Annotated in this window: 18 protein-coding genes; 15 read left to right on the top strand and 3 right to left on the bottom strand. The window is 65.3% G+C overall.

Features of this window, described 5'->3' with window-relative positions:
* Positions 1–73: 73 nt before the first annotated feature.
* Positions 74–1492 carry a metalloprotease TldD gene (tldD, locus tag BUA54_RS13865; RefSeq protein ID WP_072857846.1) on the bottom strand — a complete coding sequence of 473 codons (1419 nt, stop codon included), beginning with the start codon at positions 1490–1492 and terminating at the stop codon, positions 74–76.
* Between the two features lie 207 nt (positions 1493–1699).
* Here tldD and coxB point away from each other — a divergent pair, with 207 nt between their 5' ends.
* The 11 genes from coxB to BUA54_RS13810 all read left to right on the top strand — a co-directional run bounded on the left by coxB (position 1700) and on the right by BUA54_RS13810 (position 11770).
* Positions 1700–2530 (top strand): cytochrome c oxidase subunit II, encoded by an 831-nt coding sequence (coxB, locus tag BUA54_RS13860; protein ID WP_072857845.1) that lies wholly within the window; start codon positions 1700–1702, stop codon positions 2528–2530.
* A 94-nt stretch (positions 2531–2624) separates the two neighbouring features.
* Complete coding sequence (cyoE, locus tag BUA54_RS13855; RefSeq protein ID WP_072857844.1) at positions 2625–3569, top strand: heme o synthase; 945 nt, start codon at positions 2625–2627, stop codon at positions 3567–3569.
* Between the two features lies 1 nt (position 3570).
* Positions 3571–3804, top strand: coding sequence for a hypothetical protein (locus BUA54_RS13850; RefSeq protein ID WP_072857843.1), 234 nt, complete (start codon positions 3571–3573; stop codon positions 3802–3804).
* Complete coding sequence (locus BUA54_RS13845) at positions 3804–4415, top strand: cytochrome c oxidase assembly protein (RefSeq protein ID WP_072857842.1); 612 nt, start codon at positions 3804–3806, stop codon at positions 4413–4415. Before BUA54_RS13850 ends, BUA54_RS13845 begins: the two co-directional genes overlap by 1 nt.
* Positions 4416–4448: 33 nt before the next feature.
* Positions 4449–5249, top strand: coding sequence for a cytochrome c oxidase subunit 3 (locus BUA54_RS13840; protein WP_072857841.1), 801 nt, complete (start codon positions 4449–4451; stop codon positions 5247–5249).
* 126 nt (positions 5250–5375) lie between these two features.
* Positions 5376–6050 (top strand): SURF1 family protein, encoded by a 675-nt coding sequence (locus BUA54_RS13835; protein ID WP_072857840.1) that lies wholly within the window; start codon positions 5376–5378, stop codon positions 6048–6050.
* 1 nt (position 6051) lies between these two features.
* Positions 6052–7437 carry a threonine synthase gene (gene thrC / locus BUA54_RS13830; RefSeq protein ID WP_072857839.1) on the top strand — a complete coding sequence of 462 codons (1386 nt, stop codon included), beginning with the start codon at positions 6052–6054 and terminating at the stop codon, positions 7435–7437.
* Positions 7434–8696 (top strand): M16 family metallopeptidase, encoded by a 1263-nt coding sequence (locus tag BUA54_RS13825; protein WP_072857838.1) that lies wholly within the window; start codon positions 7434–7436, stop codon positions 8694–8696. Before thrC ends, BUA54_RS13825 begins: the two co-directional genes overlap by 4 nt.
* Complete coding sequence (locus BUA54_RS13820; RefSeq protein ID WP_072857837.1) at positions 8696–9280, top strand: GNAT family N-acetyltransferase; 585 nt, start codon at positions 8696–8698, stop codon at positions 9278–9280. The genes BUA54_RS13825 and BUA54_RS13820 overlap by 1 nt, the downstream gene beginning before the upstream one ends.
* A gap of 66 nt (positions 9281–9346) precedes the next feature.
* Positions 9347–10240, top strand: a complete 894-nt coding sequence (locus BUA54_RS13815; RefSeq protein ID WP_084114409.1) for an alpha/beta fold hydrolase — start codon at positions 9347–9349, stop codon at positions 10238–10240.
* A gap of 108 nt (positions 10241–10348) precedes the next feature.
* Positions 10349–11770: an FAD-binding oxidoreductase gene (locus BUA54_RS13810; protein WP_072857836.1), complete on the top strand. Its 1422-nt coding sequence runs from the start codon at positions 10349–10351 to the stop codon at positions 11768–11770.
* A gap of 168 nt (positions 11771–11938) precedes the next feature.
* On the opposite strand, the gene BUA54_RS13805 is transcribed toward BUA54_RS13810, so the two are convergent.
* Positions 11939–12469 (bottom strand): adenine phosphoribosyltransferase, encoded by a 531-nt coding sequence (locus tag BUA54_RS13805; RefSeq protein WP_072857835.1) that lies wholly within the window; start codon positions 12467–12469, stop codon positions 11939–11941.
* Positions 12466–13341 (bottom strand): S-methyl-5'-thioadenosine phosphorylase, encoded by an 876-nt coding sequence (locus tag BUA54_RS13800; RefSeq protein WP_072857834.1) that lies wholly within the window; start codon positions 13339–13341, stop codon positions 12466–12468. The genes BUA54_RS13805 and BUA54_RS13800 overlap by 4 nt, the downstream gene beginning before the upstream one ends.
* 134 nt (positions 13342–13475) lie before the next feature.
* Here BUA54_RS13800 and BUA54_RS13795 point away from each other — a divergent pair, with 134 nt between their 5' ends.
* From BUA54_RS13795 to BUA54_RS13780, 4 genes are all read left to right on the top strand, one after another.
* Complete coding sequence (locus tag BUA54_RS13795) at positions 13476–15092, top strand: SulP family inorganic anion transporter (RefSeq protein ID WP_072857833.1); 1617 nt, start codon at positions 13476–13478, stop codon at positions 15090–15092.
* Between the two features lie 118 nt (positions 15093–15210).
* Positions 15211–16209, top strand: coding sequence for an ABC transporter substrate-binding protein (locus tag BUA54_RS13790; RefSeq protein WP_072857832.1), 999 nt, complete (start codon positions 15211–15213; stop codon positions 16207–16209).
* Positions 16210–16212: 3 nt separating this feature from the next.
* Positions 16213–17067, top strand: a complete 855-nt coding sequence (locus tag BUA54_RS13785) for an ABC transporter ATP-binding protein (RefSeq protein WP_084114407.1) — start codon at positions 16213–16215, stop codon at positions 17065–17067.
* Positions 17064–17822, top strand: a complete 759-nt coding sequence (locus BUA54_RS13780; protein WP_072857831.1) for an ABC transporter permease — start codon at positions 17064–17066, stop codon at positions 17820–17822. The genes BUA54_RS13785 and BUA54_RS13780 overlap by 4 nt, the downstream gene beginning before the upstream one ends.
* Positions 17823–17832 lie beyond the last annotated feature (10 nt).

Below are 17832 nucleotides of genomic sequence, written 5' to 3'. Positions count from 1 at the left end.
GCTGCAGAAGCAGACTAGAATCGAAAGCGTTAACGGAAGCTGAATCAATGTCGGGGAGGGCACGTGCAGGGCGTCAGGCCGAACCGCCGACCGTCAGGCCGCCGATCAGCAGGCTGGGCTGGCCGACGCCGACAGGCACCCACTGGCCGGCCTTGCCGCAGTTGCCGATGCCGGGATCGAGCGCCAGATCGTTGCCGATTCCGCGGATCTTTCGCAGCGCCGTCGCCCCGTCGCCGATCAGCGTGGCCCCCTTGATGGGGCGACCGACGACGCCGTCCTTCACGCGGTAGGCTTCGGTGCAGGAAAACACGAACTTGCCGTTCGTGATGTCGACCTGACCGCCGCCGAATCCCACGGCGTAGATCCCGTCCCTGAGGTCGGCCACGAGGCTTTCGGGCGCCGTATCGCCCGCCAGCATGTAGGTGTTCGTCATCCGCGGCATCGGCGCATGGGCGTAGGATTCGCGGCGCCCGTTGCCGGTCGGTGCGACGCCCATCAGGCGCGCGTTCTGGCGGTCCTGCATGTAGCCGGTCAGCACGCCGTCCTCGATCAGCACGTTGCGGGCCGATGGCGTGCCTTCGTCGTCGACGGTGATCGACCCGCGGCGATCCGGAATCGTGCCGTCGTCCAGCACGGTGACGCCCTTCGCCGCGATCTGCTGGCCCATCAGGCCGGCAAAGGCACTGGACCCCTTGCGGTTGAAATCGCCCTCCAGCCCATGGCCGATCGCCTCGTGCAACAGGATGCCGGGCCAGCCGGGGCCGAGGACGACGTCCATCACGCCGGCGGGGGCGGGCTCTGCTTCGAGGTTGACGAGGGCGATGCGCAGCGCCTCGCGGGCGACGCCCTGCCAGTGCGCCGTCTCGATCAGTCCGATCAGGGAGGCGCGCCCTCCGCCGCCCATGCTGCCGCTTTCGCGTTGGCCATTCTGTTCGACGATGATGCTGATGTTGATGCGGCTCATCGGGCGGATGTCTGTGACAAGCGTGCCTTCGGGGCGCAGGATCACGACCTCTTGCTGGGATGCGGCGAGCGAGGCGCTGACCTGCACGACCCGGGGGTCGAGATCGCGGGCGAAGGAATCGATCTGGCGCAGCAGATCGATCTTGGCCGGAAAGCTCGCCTCGGCCACCGGGTCGACATCGCTGTAAAGCTTGAGGTTCGTGCCCTGCGGGCCCTCTGCCAACGTTCCGCCGCCGTCGCCCACGGCCAGCCGCGCGGTGCCGACCGCGCGGCGCAGGGCGGCCTCGTCGATCGTGGTGGCATGGGCATAGCCCGCCCGCTCGCCGCAGACGGCGCGCAGACCGAAACCTTCGGAGGCGTCGTAGCCTGCAGTCCTTACCCGGCCATCGTCAAGCAGCAGGCTTTCCGAACGCCTGCGTTCGATGAAGAGCTCTCCGTCGTCGGCGCCGAACGTCGCCTCGCGCAGCAGGGCGAGGGCCGTGTCCTGATCGAGATGCGTGTCGAAGGGGCGAAAGCGGTCGTCTGTCATGGAGGGCATCCTAGGATCGGGACGTTATGACCACGCAGCCGCGCCAAAGCGTCCCTTTGCCGCAATCGTGGTTCTTGAGTTGTCCTTCAGGATATGGGACACGCACGGCAGGATACAACGGGATTGTGCGGCGGCCGCCATGGCACCGACGTCGCACCGTCGTCACGCCGCAGGGCAAAACCCGGCGCGATATCATAAGGGAATGACATGCGATTGAGCAATTTCGCCAAGACGGCCTGGGCCACCACCTGTCTGACACTGGCCGGTGCCGCGGCCCGCGCGCAGGACGTGAACGTGGAACTGCCCGTGATCGGCGCGCCGCACCAGGGCGGAATCGGCTTTCAGGAAGCGGCGACCAGCATCGCGCGCGACGTGCACTGGCTGGATGGCATGCTGCTGTGGATCATCACGGCGATCGTGCTGTTCGTGACCGGCCTGATGATCTGGGTCTTCATCAAGTTCAACCGCAAGTCCAACCCCAATCCCGCCGGCTTCACCCACAACAGCCCGCTGGAAATCGCCTGGACCGTGGTGCCGATCATCGTCCTGGTCTTCATCGGTGCATTTTCCCTTCCGGTGCTGTTCAACCAGCAGGAAATTCCGGAAGGTGACATCACCATCAAGGTGACGGGCTACCAGTGGTACTGGGGCTACGAATACGTCGACGACGGCGTGGCGTTCGAAAGCTTCATGCTCGCCCCCGAGGAACTGGCCGACTATGGCTATTCCGACGACCTGTACAAGCTGGCGACAAACCAGCCGATCGTCCTGCCGGTCGGCAAGACCGTCGTGATGCAATTGACCGGCGCCGACGTGATCCACTCTTGGACGGTGCCCGCCTTCGGCGTGAAGCAGGACGCCGTGCCGGGCCGTCTGGCGCAGCTGTGGTTCAACCCCGACAAGGAAGGCATCTACTTCGGTCAATGCTCCGAACTTTGCGGCAAGGACCATGCCTTCATGCCGATCACGGTGAAGGTCGTCAGCCAGGAGGCCTACGATGCCTGGCTGGAAGAGGCGAAGGTCCAGAACGGCGTCTGATTGCCGCGCGGTCCGCAGGGACGTCCGAACCATTGTCCGACCCGGCTGACGCCGGGTCGCGACATCTTTTTCAGAGCTGCCGAAGGCGCCAACCATGTCCGACATGAGCCTGCACGAAACCACACCGGATACCGTCTACGAGGCGCAGATGGGCGATTACTTCGCCCTGCTGAAACCGCGCGTGATGTCGCTGGTGGTGTTCACGGCCCTGGTCGGCCTGCTGGTTGCGCCCGTGCCCGTGCACCCCTTCATCGGCTTCGTCGCGATCCTGTGCATCGCGGTCGGGGCAGGGGCGTCGGGCGCGCTGAACATGTGGTGGGATGCCGACATCGACGCCGCCATGCGCCGGACGGCGAAGCGCCCGATTCCCGACGGTCGGGTCCAGCCGGGCGAGGCGCTGGGTCTGGGCCTTGCGCTGTCCTTCTTCGCGATCCTGCTGCTGGGGCTGGCGACGAATGCCGTGGCGACGGGACTGTTGGCCTTTACCATCTTCTTCTACGCCGTGATCTATTCGATGTGGCTGAAGCGGGCGACGCCGCAGAACATCGTGATCGGCGGCGCCGCAGGCGCATTTCCCCCGATGATCGGCTGGGCCGTCGCCACGGGCGGGGTCAGCATCGAATCGGTGCTGATGTTCGGGCTGATCTTCATGTGGACGCCGCCGCACTTCTGGGCGCTGGCCCTGTTCGTCAAGACCGACTACGGCGACGCCGGCGTGCCGATGCTGACCGAAACCCACGGTCGCCGCGTCACCCGCAACCATGTCCTCGCCTATTGCCTGCCGCTTGTGGCCGTGGCGCTGGGCCTGGGCTTCACCTCCATCGGCGGACCGGTCTATCTGGCCGTCGCCGTGGTCTTCAATGCCTGGTTCCTGAAGGGCTGCTACGACATCTGGCGCCGGGACGAGGCACAGGCCGAGGCGGACAAGTACAAGGTCGAGATCAAGACCTTCAAGGTTTCGCTCTACTACCTCTTCGCGCATTTCGGCGCCCTCCTGATCGAGGCCGCGCTGCGCGCCAATCACATCGGGGGCCTTTGACATGGCAATTCAGGTCGAACACGAGATCCATACCCGCCGCCGGGGCCGTAACATCGGTGTGGGTCTGTTGCTGCTGGGGTTCATTGCCATCGTCTTTGGCCTGACCGTGGTGAAGGTCCTGCAACTGGGTGACCTGCGCAGTTTCGAGACCTTCGATCATGTCGTCCGCCCCCAGATCCTGCCGGAAAACCTGCCCGAGACAGCCCCCGAGGCCGCACCGGAGGGCACGAACTGATGCTGTTCCCGCGTCTGAAGGGTCCAAACCGCACGCTGGCTCAACTCGTCGGCGTCGTTCTGGTGATGGGCGGGCTCGCCTGGGCCTCCGTGCCGTTCTATTCGTGGTTCTGCAAGGTGACGGGCTTCGGCGGCATCACCAACGTGGCAGAGGCGGGGTCCGACACGATCCTCGACCAGACCATCAAGATCCGCTTCGACGCCTCGACCGACCGCGAGATGCCGTGGACCTTCAAGCCCGTTCAGCGCGAGATGACGCTGCGCATCGGCGAGACCGGGCTCGCCTTCTACGAGGCGCACAACCCGACCGATCGCGTCATCGCGGGGCAGGCGGCCTACAACGTGACGCCCTACGAGGCTGGCGGCTTCTTCGACAAGATCGATTGCTTCTGCTTTACCGAACAGGTCCTGCAACCGGGAGAGACGGTGCAGATGCCGGTCAGTTTCTACGTCGACCCGGCCATCGTGGACGACCGGGACGCGAAATACGCCCATACGATCACACTCGGTTATACTTTCTATGAAATCGATTTGCCCGAAGGCAGCCAGCAGGCCGCTGTCGATGCTAATCTTTTGACAACCGATCCCGCCCCCGCCATAGACAGCAACTAGCGACAGCGACCAGCCTCAGGGAAAATTCGAGACATGGCCCACGAAAAGAACCACGACTTCCATATCCTTCCGCCGTCCATCTGGCCGTTTGCCGGCGCGCTGGGTGGTTTCATCATGCTGTTCGGCGCGGTGCTCTGGATGCACGACCACGGGCCCTATGCCTTTTTCGTGGGTCTGGCACTGGTGCTGTACACGATGTACGCGTGGTGGTCCGAAGTCGTGACCGAAAGCCAGGTCGGCGATCACACGCCCGCCGTGCGGATCGGCCTGCGCTACGGCTTCATCATGTTCATCATGTCCGAAGTCATGTTCTTCGCCGCGTGGTTCTGGTCGTTCTTCAAGAACGCGATGTATCCGCTGGGGCCGAACTATCCGGCCGTCGATGGCGTCTGGCCGCCCGTCGGGATCGAGACCTTCGACCCCTGGCACCTGCCTCTGATCAATACGCTGATCCTGCTGTGTTCCGGTGCTGCGGCAACCTGGGCGCACCACGCGCTGGTGCACGAAAACAACCGTCAGGACATGAAGTGGGGCCTGATGCTGGCCGTGGCGCTGGGCGCGCTCTTCACCCTCTTTCAAGCCTACGAATACTCCCACGCGGCCTTTGGCCTTGCGGGCAACGTCTATGGCGCGAACTTCTTTATGGCGACGGGCTTTCACGGCTTCCACGTCATCATCGGCACGATCTTCCTGCTGGTCTGCCTGTTCCGCGTCTATGCCGGACACTTCACCCCTGAAAAGCACGTCGGGTTCGAGGCCGCGGCCTGGTACTGGCACTTCGTCGACGTTGTGTGGCTGTTCCTCTTCGCCTCCGTCTACATCTGGGGTGGCTGAACGGCCCGGCATGACATCATGAAAAGGCGGCCCCGACGGGCCGCCTTTTTTGTGCCTGCCCGCACCTTCACCCCGTCCGGCAAACCGGATAAGGCAACGTGGTCTGACCAGAGGTTGATCCCGCCCATGCTGCGCCGCATCTTCTTTCCCCTGTTGATGGGCGTCGTCGGCTGCGGCGTGCTGATCGCGCTGGGCGTCTGGCAGGTGCAGCGGCTGGCGTGGAAGACAGAGATCTTAGACCAGATCACCGCGACCATCGTGGCGCCGCCGGTCCCGCTGCCGGATGACGCTGACCCGGTGGCGGACGAATACCTGCCCGTCGTCGCGACGGGACATATCACGGGGCAAACACTCTCGGTCCTTGTCAGCACGGCAGAGAACGGGGCGGGCTACCGTACGATCACCGGGTTCCGCACGGACGACGGTCACAAGATCGTCGTCGATCTGGGATTTCTGAGCCTCGACGACCGCGGCGCCGCATTGCCCACGGGCGACCTGACCGTCACCGGCAACCTGCTGTGGCCGGACGAGGCAGACAGCTGGACGCCGGCGCCGGACGAGAAGACGGGGATCTGGTTTGCCCGCGACCTGCCGGCGATGGCAGAGGTCCTGCAGGCGGAACCGCTGCTGCTAGTGGCCCGCCGCATCTTGCCCGAGAGTCCGACAGTGCCGATGCCCGTCGGGACCGAAGGTATCCCGAACGATCACCTCGGCTATGCCATCACATGGTTCATGCTGGCCATCGGCTGGGCGCTGATGACCGGACTGCTGATCCATCGCACGACCAGAAAGGACGCCTGACATGCGCTACATCTCCACTCGCGGACGGGCCCCGGTGCTGTCCTTCGAGGACACGATGCTGACCGGCCTCGCACGCGACGGCGGCCTCTATGTCCCGGAAAGCATCCCGTCGCTGACCGCGGATCAGATCGCCGCGATGGCGGGGCAAAGCTACGAGGAGGTGGCATTCACCGTCATGCGCCCCTTTATCGGCGACACCTTCACCGATGCGGAATTCCGTGACCTCATCGCCAAGGCCTACGCGGGTTTCGGCCACGCGGCCCGGGCGCCTTTGGTGCAGCTTGATGCGAACCATTTCCTGCTGGAGCTGTTCCACGGCCCGACGCTGGCGTTCAAGGACTTTGCCATGCAGCTGATCGGTCAGATGTTCCAGGCGGCCCTTGCCCGGTCCGGCAGTCGCGTGACCATCGTGGGCGCCACCTCTGGCGATACCGGGTCGGCGGCGATCGAGGCGTTCCGCGGGCTGGATGCGGTCGATGTTTTCATCCTCTACCCGCATGGCCGCGTCAGCGAGGTGCAACGGCGCCAGATGACGACGCCGACCGAATCCAATGTCCACGCCATTGCGGTGGACGGTGACTTCGACGGCTGTCAGGCTCTGGTCAAGGACATGTTCAACGACTTCGCCTTCCGCGAGGAGGTGCGGCTCGCGGGCGTGAACTCGATCAACTGGGGCCGGGTGCTGGCGCAGGTCGTCTATTACTTCACGGCCGCCGTCAGCCTTGGGGCCCCGCACCGCACCGTCAGCTTTACCGTGCCGACCGGAAATTTCGGAGACATCTTCGCCGGTTACATCGCGAAGCGGATGGGCCTGCCGATCGATCAACTGATCGTTGCGACCAATTCCAACGACATCCTGCACCGGACACTGGAAACCGGAGCCTATACCAAGGACAGCGTTACGCCGACCATCAGCCCGTCGATGGACATTCAGGTCTCGTCGAACTTCGAACGCGCGCTCTTTTACGCCTATGGGCAGGACGGCGCCGCCGTTGCGGACCAGATGGACGACCTGAAGCGGGGCGGTTTCACCGTCAGTCAGGGCGCCATCGACGCGCTGAGAGAGACCTACGCCTCTGGCCGGGTGTCAGAGCAGGAGACGTCCGACACCATTGCCCGCTATCTGGCGCAACATGGCGAATTGCTGTGTCCCCACACCGCGGTCGGCGTGCATGTCGGCGAAAGGCACCTGGGTCCGGTGCCGATGGTCACGCTCGCCACCGCGCACCCGGCGAAGTTTCCGGCAGCGGTGGAGCGGGCGACCGGCATCCACCCCCCCTTGCCCCCGCGCATGGCGGACCTGTATGACCGCCCGGAACGGATCACGCGCAGCGTCCACGACCTCGCGGCGATTCAAGGCATCATCAAGGACCGGATCAAGATTTGACCATCGAACTGCACACGTTGTCCAACGGCTTTCGCGTCGTCACCGAACACATGCCGGGGCTGGCCAGCGCGTCCGTCGGGATCTGGGTGAACGCCGGCGGCCGGCACGAGGAAGAAACCCAGAACGGCATCGCGCATTTTCTGGAGCATATGGCCTTCAAGGGCACAGAAACCCGCACCTCCCTGCAGATCGCCGAGGCGATCGAAGACGTGGGCGGCTATATCAATGCCTACACCAGCCGCGAGGCCACGGCCTATTACGCGCGCGTACTGGAATCGGATGTGGGCCTCGGGCTCGACGTGATCGCGGACATCCTGCTGAACCCCCTGTTCGAGGACCACGAGATCGAGACCGAGCGCGGTGTGATCCTGCAGGAGATCGGTCAGGCGCTGGACACGCCCGACGACATCATCTTCGACTGGCTGCAGGAGGTCGCCTATCCGGACCAGCCCATTGGCCGCACCATCCTCGGCCCCGAGGAACGGGTCGAGAAGTTCACGCGCGACGACCTGACCGGCTTCGTCGGCACGCATTATGGCCCGAACCAGATGATCCTTGCCGCCGCCGGGGCCGTCGATCACGACGCGCTGGTGGCGCAGGCGGAAAAGCTCTTTGGCCACCTGCCGGCACGGCCCCGCGACGGGCTGATCAAGCCCGCGCGTTTCGTCGGCGGAGAGCGGCGCGAGACCAAGAAGCTGGAGCAGGTGCATTTCGCGCTGGCCTTCGAGGGGCCGGACTACCGCGACCCCGCGATCTACACCGCGCAGATCTATGCCACCGCCCTTGGCGGCGGCATGTCGTCCCGCCTGTTCCAGGAAATCCGTGAAAAGCGCGGGCTGTGCTACACGATCTTCGCGCAGGCCGGGGCCTTCGAGGATACCGGGCTCACCACGATCTACGCCGGCACCAGTGCTGAGGAGATCGAGGAACTGGCCAACGTCACGATGGACGAGATGAAGCGTGCCGCCGACGACATGACGGCGGCAGAGGTTGCGCGGGCGCGGGCCCAGATGAAGGCCGGGTTGCTGATGGGGCTGGAAAGCCCGTCGAACCGGGCGGAACGCCTCGCCCGGCTGCTGGCGATCTGGGATCGCATCCCGAGCGTGGCCGAGACGGTGGAGAGCATCGACGCCGTCACCACCGGCGACGTCAAGGATTTCGCGACGCGCACGGCGCAAGCCGGTGCCGCCCTGACGCTTTACGGTCCGGCCGAAGCGGCCCCGACGCTGGAGGCGCTGCGCGCGCGTCTGGTCGCCTGATGCTGGGACGGGGGCGCAAGGTCCGGCTGGAAACGGAACGCCTGACCCTGCGCCTGCCGCTGCACGCGGACTACCGCCCCTGGTGCGCCCTGCGGCAGGACAGCCGCGACTTCCTTCAGCCGTGGGAGCCGACCTGGGCACCGGACCACTTCAGCCGCAAGTCCTTTACCAACAGGGTCTATTGGTCGCAGCGGTCTGTCCAGACCGGTAGCGGCGTTCCGCTGTTCATGATCCGGCGCAGCGACAGCGCCCTGGTGGGCGCGATCACGCTGGATCATATCCGCCGGGGGCCGGCACAGTCGGCGACCACGGGCTACTGGATTGGCCAGCCTTTCGCGCGCCAGGGTTACATGCGCGAGGCGATCAAGGCGCTGGTGCACTACGCCTTCACCACGCTCGACCTCAGCCGGATCGAAGCGGGGTGCCTGCCGGAAAACACGCCTTCGCGCCGGTTGCTGGAAAGTTGCGGCTACAAGTACGAGGGTGTGGCGCAGAGCTATCTGCAGATCGACGGGCGCTGGCGTAACCACGTGCTCTTTGCCAACCTGCGCAGCGACCGGCGCGGGCGCACGGACGTGGGCTAGGCCGACCGCCACCGATGGCGCAGGCCGCGCCTTGACGGGGCAGTCCGTTCACTGAAGGTATCGCACATGCGTTTTGTCCTCGTTCTCATGCTTTGTGCCGGGTGCAGTCCGGCCCTGATGAAGACCCGCGGTGCGGAGGATCCGATGATCTATGACCGGGCCCGGGTGGAGCGCGCGGACCGTGTCGCGATCTTCATCCCCGGCGCGCTGTCGTCCATCGCCGTCTTCAAGGAGACGGCCGACTGGGAGGACGAGGGTTTTGCCCGCGCCTTCTATCGCTACCCCGGTCTGGACGGTCTGCCGGTGGATCACCGGCTGGACCCCGCCACGGCGGCGGCCGAGGTGGCGGCCTTCGCCAATACGCTGGAGGCCAGCGAGGTGACGCTGGTCGGCTATTCCACCGGCGCGCTGATCGCGCTGCAGGCCGCCCCCCGGATCGATCCCTCGCATCATGTCCGTGTCGCCGCCATGTCGCCTGCGGTGGAACACGCGGGCGGGCTGCGCACCATCCTGCGCGGCGCGCGGGACATGGGGCGTGCCATGGTGGCGACGCGGTCCGTCGCCAAGGCAAAGGTCTGGCCGCGGTTCTGGGCAGGCCTGCTGTTTGGTCCCGATGCACTGGAGGCGCCGACGCCATCGCCCGAACTGCAGGCGGCCGTTGTCGCCGGATCGAAGATCAGCACGCCGCTCAGCACGCAGACCGCCATCGCCCATACGCTGGCATTGCCCGGTTGGCGGTTGCCGGACGACCTCGATCTGACCGGTATTCCGGTCAGCTTCTTCATCGGTCTCAACGATCCCGTGTTCTCTACCTTGCAGACCACCGATTTTTCTAGAAAAATCGGGGGCGTCCCGATCCTTGGATACCCGGGGCAGGGGCATCTGCTGTTCTTCACGCGACCGGACGTCTTTGACGACATCAAGGATTTCGCCCTCGGCCGCCCGCCGCGCCTGCGTTGACTGGGGCGCCGATTTTTCTAGAAAAATCGGAAGCTTCCTGACAGGCGGTTTGCGCTGGACAGCCCTATGGGCAGGCTTACCATCGCATCGACCCAAGCAGGAGACGTCATGTATACCGCCGCCACGACCGATACCCTGGCCGACCTGCGGGCCGTCCTTCCGGACGACAGCTTTCGCACCGATACCAACCCCTACCTGACAGAGCCGCGCGGGCGGTTTGCCGGGTCCGGGATCGTCGTGGCGCCGCGCGATACGGCAGAGGTGGCGCGGATCCTTGGCTATTGCAACGCGCGGCGTATCGGCGTCGTGCCCTACGGCGGCGGCACGGGGCTGGTCGGCGGGCAGTTGATGAACGGCGGTGCCGCACCGCTGGTGCTGTCGCTGGAGAGGATGACCGCGATCCGCGCCACCTATCCCAGCGAGTCGGTGCTGGTGGCCGAGGCGGGTGCGATCCTCGCCGATGTGCAGCGCGCGGCTGAGGACATCGGTCGCCTGTTTCCGCTGTCGCTGGCCTCCGAAGGGTCGGCGCGGATCGGGGGGCTGCTGTCGACGAATGCCGGCGGCGTCAATGTCCTGCGTTACGGCAATGCCCGCGCCCAGTGCCTCGGGCTGGAGGTGGTCCGTCCTGACGGAACGGTCTGGAACGGGCTCAGCCGCCTGCGCAAGGACAATACCGGCTATGACCTGCGGGACCTGATGATCGGGGCCGAAGGGACGCTGGGTATCATGACCGCCGCCGCATTGCGCCTCGTGCCGAAACCTGCGGGGGTGGGGGCCGCAATGCTGGCGGTGCCGTCGCCCGCTGCGGCGCTGGATCTGCTGGCGCTGGCGCAGGACCGTCTCGGCGACGGCGTCTCTGCCTTCGAGCTGATCCACCGGCAGGGCCTTGATTTCCTGACCGAGGTGGGGCCGGATTTTCGGGCGCCTTTTGCGCAGACACCCGAGTGGATGGTGCTGATCGACATCGGCCTGCCTGCCGGGCTGGAACCCGATGCGGCGCTGGAAACGGTGTTCGAGGCGGCGGCGGAGGCCGGTCTGGTCACTGACGGAATCATCGCACGCTCGGGGGCCGACCGCGATGCCCTGTGGCACATCCGTGAAAGCATCCCGGAGGCGAACCGACGGATCGGGTCCGTATCATCGCAGGACATTTCCTTGCCACTGAGCCAGGTGCCCGCATTCATCGCGCAGGCGGGCCCCCAGCTGGCGCGGATCGGTGACTTTCGGATCAACTGTTTCGGCCATCTGGGCGACGGGAACCTGCACTACAACGTCTTTCCGCTGAAGGGCGAGACGCGGACCGATCACGACGACAAGCGGGCGGCGGTCAAGACCTGCCTGCACGACCTGACCGACGCTCTTGGCGGGTCGGTCAGTGCGGAGCACGGGATCGGACGACTGAAGGTCGGGGACCTCGAACGCTACGGCGATCCCGCGAAGCTTGCGATGATGCGGGCGATCAAGGACGCCCTCGACCCCAACGGCATCATGAATCCCGGTGCAGTGTTGCGGAATTTAACCGATGATTAGGCTTTATCGCGTTTAAGCGTTGGCGGAGAGGCGGCGAAAGGCCAATCCCACCGGGTCAGAAGACCTCTTGCTGCGGCCCTCGAAGGGGCTTGCCGGAAAATCCGGCGCAGCGATCTGACGCTCCGGTCGCGGCGGCGCGGGCCCGAACGGCCCTGGCCGCCGCAACCCTCAGTGGCCGTCGTAGGCACAAAGGGCATGGACATCCATCCCCAGCTCTTCCAGTTTCGCACGCCCGCCAAGTTCAGGCAGGTCGATGATGAAGGCGCAGCCGGTCACGACGGCGCCCAGACGTTCGATCAGCTTGATGCCGGCCTCGGCCGTGCCGCCCGTGGCCAGCAGGTCGTCGACCATCAGGACGCGTTCGCCCGGCTGCAGGGCGTCGTCATGGATTTCGACCACCGCCTCGCCGTATTCCAGCGTGTAGGCCTGTTCGATGGTCTTTGCCGGCAGTTTGCCCTTCTTGCGGATCGGCACGAAGCCGACGGACAACTGGTGAGCGATGGCACCGCCGAGGATGAAGCCGCGTGCTTCCAGCCCGACGACGCGATCGATGGGCTGGCCGGCGTAGGGGTGCAGCAGCTGGTCGATCGCCATGCGAAACCCGCGCGGATCGGCGAAGAGCGTCGTCACGTCGCGGAACATGATCCCTTCGTGCGGGAAATCGGGGATCGTGCGGATATAGTCCTGAACGGTTTTCATGTGGGGTCCTTCGGTATCAGAACGCGGCCCGCGACCGCGTCCAATTTGGCTGTCAGCGCGGGGTCGCGCTGGTCGGGAGAGGTCATGACGGCATGGGTCAGGGCGGTTGCGCAGCCGGCGGTGCACCTCCGGGGCAGGGACCGTGCCAGCGCGACGACCAAGTCGCGCGCCTTGGTGCCGTTGCCCTGCAGCGTCCGGATCACGTCGGCCACGTCGACCGCGCCGTGGTCCGGGTGCCAGCTGTCGTAATCGGTGATCATCGCGACGGAGGCGTAGTGCAGCTCCGCCTCGCGGGCCAGCTTTGCCTCTGGCATGTTGGTCATGCCGATCACGTCGCAGCCCCAGGCGCGATACATCAGGCTTTCGGCGCGGGTGGAAAACTGCGGGCCTTCCATCGCAAGGTAGGTGCCGCCGTCGTGCATGGTAATCCCGGCGCCACGCCCGGCCGTGACGCAGGCGGCGGAGAGATCGGGGCAGACCGGATCGGCGAGGCTGACATGCGCGACGCAGCCGGTGCCGAAGAAGGACTTTTCTCGTGCGAAGGTGCGGTCGATAAACTGGTCCACAACGACGAAATCACCGGGGGCCATATCCTCGCGGAACGATCCACAGGCGCTGATGCTGACAAGGTGGGTGACGCCCAGACGCTTCATCGCGTCGATATTGGCGCGGTCGGGGACGGTGGTCGGCGCGTGGACATGGCCGCGGCCGTGGCGCGGTAAAAAGGCCAGCGGCACCCCGTCGAGGGTGCCGGTCAGGATGGCGTCCGAGGGCACGCCCCAGGGGCTTTCGACCGTCGTCCAGCTAGCATCCGAAAGGCCCGGAATGTCGTAGAGGCCCGATCCGCCGATGATGCCAAATCTGCCGTCCATGCCGCCTCCGTCTGCATCATCGCTTTGTGACGTCTGCCGCGCCGGGGTGCAACCGTTCTGCACAGGGCAGGGGTGACATTCGACCCCGGCTGGCTTAGGGGCCGCGGGTACAGATGATGTAACAGGATAATTCAATGGCCAAACGCGCCCTTCTGGCGAATTTCGCCGACAGCATCGCCCTTACCGACCCCAGCGCGCCCTTGAACGCAGGCCGGTTGCGGATCGAGTTGCTGTCCGGGTTGACCGTGGCCCTTGCACTCGTACCGGAAGCCGTGGCCTTTGCCTTCGTCGCGGGCGTGCCGCCGCTGGTCGGGCTTTACGCGGCCTTCATCGTCGGACTGGTTACGGCATTGATCGGCGGGCGGCCCGGCATGATCTCGGGGGCAACGGGTGCGCTTGCGGTCGTGATGGTAAGCCTTGTGGCTCAGCATGGCGTCGAATACCTGTTCGCGACGGTCGTTCTGATGGGGCTGATCCAGATCGTCGTGGGGGTGATGCGCTGGGGCAAGTTCATCCGCCTTGTGCCGCATCCGGTGATGCTTGGCTTCGTCAACGGGCTTGCCATCGTGATCTTCCTTGCACAGTTGGGCCAGTTCAAGGTGCCGGGGGGCGAGGTTTCGGGCCACGGCGTCGGTGGCGGTGTCTGGCTGTCGGGGCCACCGCTGATCTGGATGCTGGCGCTGACCGCGCTGACCATGTTCATCATCTGGGCCGCGCCCAAGGTCACCAACCTGATCCCGGCCCCATTGGCGGGCATCGGCATCGTCGCGGCCATCGTCATCGTCTTCGGCATCGACGTGCCGGTGGTCGGCGACCTCGCGTCGATCGAGGGCACGCTGCCGCCGTTCCACCTGCCGATGGTGCCCCTGACGTGGGAGACATTTCAGATCATCGCGCCCTACGCCGTGATCCTGGCCGCCATCGGGCTGATCGAGAGCCTGCTGACGCTGAACCTCGTGTCAGAGATGACGAACCAGCGCGGCGGGGCCAGTCAGGAGTGCATCGCGCAGGGCGTGGCCAATACCGTCACCGGCTTTTTCGGCGGGATGGGCGGCTGTGCCATGATCGGGCAGAGCATGATCAACGTGAAATCCGGCGGGCGCACGCGGGTCGCGGGGATCGCGGCGGCACTGTTTCTGCTGGCCTTCATCCTCTTCGCTTCGGGCCTTATCGCGCAGATCCCGCTGGCGGCGCTGGTGGGCGTGATGTTCATGGTGGTGATCGGGACCTTCGCCTGGAACAGCTTCAGCATCCTGCGCAAGGTGCCGCGGACCGATGCGGTGGTCATCGTGCTTGTCACGGCCGTCACCGTCGTTACGGACCTCGCGACCGCCGTGCTGGTCGGCGTCGTCGTCTCGGCACTCGCCTATGCCTGGAACAATGCGACCCGCATCCATGCCAGAACCGATACCACGCCCGATGGCGCCAAGGTCTACAAGGTGCAGGGGCCGCTGTTCTTCGGCTCTGCCGAAGGCTTCAACGAGTTGTTCGAGGTCGACACCGACCCGTCGCTGGTCATCGTCGATTTCGCGGGCAGCCGGGTGGTCGATCAGTCGGCACTGGCTGCCATCGAGGCCGTTGCCGGCAAGTACGAGGCGGCCGGCAAATCGATCCAGTTGCGCCACCTGTCGCGGGATTGTCACCGGCTGCTGTCGCGGGCCGGGCACCTGATGGTCGACAGTGACGACGACCCAGACTACGCGCTGGCGGTGGACTATGGCGTGCGGACGGGGGTACTGGGCGGTCACTGATGCCTTGAAAGCAGGCAGTTGCATGAAGGCGGGGCGACGGCATTCGTTTCCGACTCGCCAAACCGGGTGCGCGCTTCGATACTTGTCGTGAACAACGCATCGACGAGGACCCGCCACCATGTTCTATCGCACCCTTGCCGCCACCGTCCTGCTGGCCTCTGCCGCGCAGGCACAGACCGATTTGCCCTTCGCGCTCGACTGGAAATTCGAGGGGCCGGCCGCACCCTATTTCGCCGCCGTCGACAACGGTCATTTCGCGGAAGCGGGTTTGAACGTGACGATCGAGGCGGGGAACGGCTCGCTCGACGCCATTCCCAAGGTCGCGACCGGGGCCTTCCCCGTGGGCTTCGCCGACATCAACAGCCTGATCAAGTTCCTTGACCAGAACCCCGGTGCGCCGGTGATTGCGGCGATGATGATCTACGACAAGCCGCCCTTCGCCGTGATCGGGCGAAAATCTCTCGGCATCAGCGATCCGCAGTCGCTGGAGGGCAAGACGCTGGGCGCCCCGCCGCCCGACGGAGCCTGGGCGCAGTTTCCGATCTTCGCGGCCGAGAACGGGCTCGATATGGACGCGATCACCGTTGAACCGGTCGGCTTTCCAACGCGAGAGCCGATGCTGGCCGAGGGCAATGTCGCCGCGATCACCGGCTTTTCCTTTACATCCACCCTGAACGCCGAACGCCTTGGCGTGCCGGCGGATGACCTCGTGACGCTGCTGATGGCCGACTACGGCGTCGACCTTTACGGCAATGCGGTCATCGTGAACACGGAATACGCGGCGGCGAATCCGGTGGTCATCAAGGGCTTTCTGAAGGCCATTGCCGCAGGCTGGACCGATGCCATCGCCGACCCCGCCGCCGTCATCCCGATGCTGATGAAGCGAAACCCGGCGGCGGATGCGACGCTGGAACAGCGCCGGCTGGAACTGTCGATCCGCGACAATGTGGATACGGACTGGGTCAAGGCGAACGGCTTCGGCATCATCGATCAGGCACGGCTGGAAAGCAGCCTCGACCAGATCGCGACGACCTACGACTTCGTCATGCCGCCGGACCCGGCCGTGTATTTCACGAGCGACTACCTGCCGGAGGGCGGCTTCACGCTGGCGGACTAGGGTTTGGACAACCTTATAAACATCAAGGGGGTGCGGCATGCCTACCACACCGCCACAGGCCCGTTGCCGGTGCTGGACGGGCTGGACGTGCAGGTACCCGAGGGCGGCTTCGTCGCTGTCGTCGGGCCGTCGGGCTGTGGCAAGTCCACGCTGACCCGGCTGATCGCAGGCCTGCTGATCCCTGACGAGGGCACGGTGCAGGTGCACGGCAGCCGCATCACCGGCCCGCGCAGCAACGTCGGGATGGCGTTCCAGAACCCGGTGCTGCTGGAATGGCGCACGATCCTCGAAAACGTCATGCTGCCGTTGGAGATCGTGCCGACGAAACTGAGCAAGGCCGAAGGCCAGGCGCGTGCCCGCAAGCTGCTGGCGCTGGTGGGGCTCGAAGGGTTCGAGGCGAAGCGCCCCTCGGAACTCTCTGGCGGCATGAAGCAGCGCGCATCGCTCTGCCGCGCGCTGATCCACAAACCGGAGGTGCTGATCCTCGACGAACCGTTCGGTGCGCTCGATGCCTTCACGCGCGAAGACCTGTGGCAGACGATGCACAAGGTAAAGGCCGAGGAGCCGTTTACCGGCGTGCTCATCACCCACGACCTGCGCGAGTCGATCTTCCTGGCCGATCAGGTGGTCGTGCTGTCGGGTCGTCCCGCCAGGACGCAGTTCGTCATGGACATTCCCGGGACTGGTCTGCGGACTCTGGACGATCTTTATACGCCAGTTGCCGCCGAACGCCTGAACGTTCTCCGCCACCAGATCGAGGTCGCGCAGGGTCGGGTGCCCGCGGCCGCTGTCGGGCCTGACCTGCCGGAAGGTCCCGGAAGACCGGCCAACGAAACCGTCACGGGGCCGCTGTCATGAAGTCGCGCCAGATCCTCGTCCCGCTCGCGGCCGTGGCGATCTTCCTGATCCTGTGGGAGGCGCTGGTCTTGGTGATGGGGTGGCCGAACTACAAGATGGCCAGCCCTTCCGACCTGATCCCGGCCTACGAAAAATACTGGTCCCTGTTCCTTGTCATGGGTTGGCAGACGCTGTGGCGCACCATCGTGGGGCTGGTGCTGGCGGTCATCTTCGGTGTGGCGCTGGGCATGGTCATGGGCTTCTCGCGCACGATGCGCGATGCGCTCTACCCGCTGCTGGTGGGCTTCAACGCGGTGCCCAAGGCGACGGTGGTGCCCATCGTCGCGCTGATGTTCGTCGGATGGCACGATTTCAACACGGTGCTGATCGCCTTCATCATCAGCTTCTTTCCCATTGCCGTGTCGGTGAGCATCGGGCTGAGTACACTGGAACCTGAATACCGCGACATCCTGCGGTCGCTCGGCGCCTCGCAAAGTCAGGTCTTTTGGAAAATTGCGCTGCCAAAGACCCTGCCGGAGTTCTTCGGCGCGCTGAAGGTCGCGGTCACGCTGGCCTTCATCGGCACCAACCTGATGGAGATCGTCTCGCCGCACGGCCGCGGCCTCGGAGCGCTGTTCGATTCGGGCAAGACAAACTCGGATTACCCGCTGATGTTCGCGGTGCTGATCGCCTTGGCGTTCCTTGGCATCGTGCTCTACTACGTCGTCGTCGCGCTGGAGAAGATTTTTGCCGGCTGGGCCGACCGGACGGTCTAAGGCCCCCGAC

Origin of the sequence: Loktanella atrilutea, from assembly GCF_900128995.1 — a bacterium.
GTDB classification, from domain to species: domain Bacteria; phylum Pseudomonadota; class Alphaproteobacteria; order Rhodobacterales; family Rhodobacteraceae; genus Loktanella; species Loktanella atrilutea.
The sequence above is the reverse complement of the archived record's forward strand: the minus strand, read 5'-3'. Positions and strand labels throughout refer to the sequence as shown.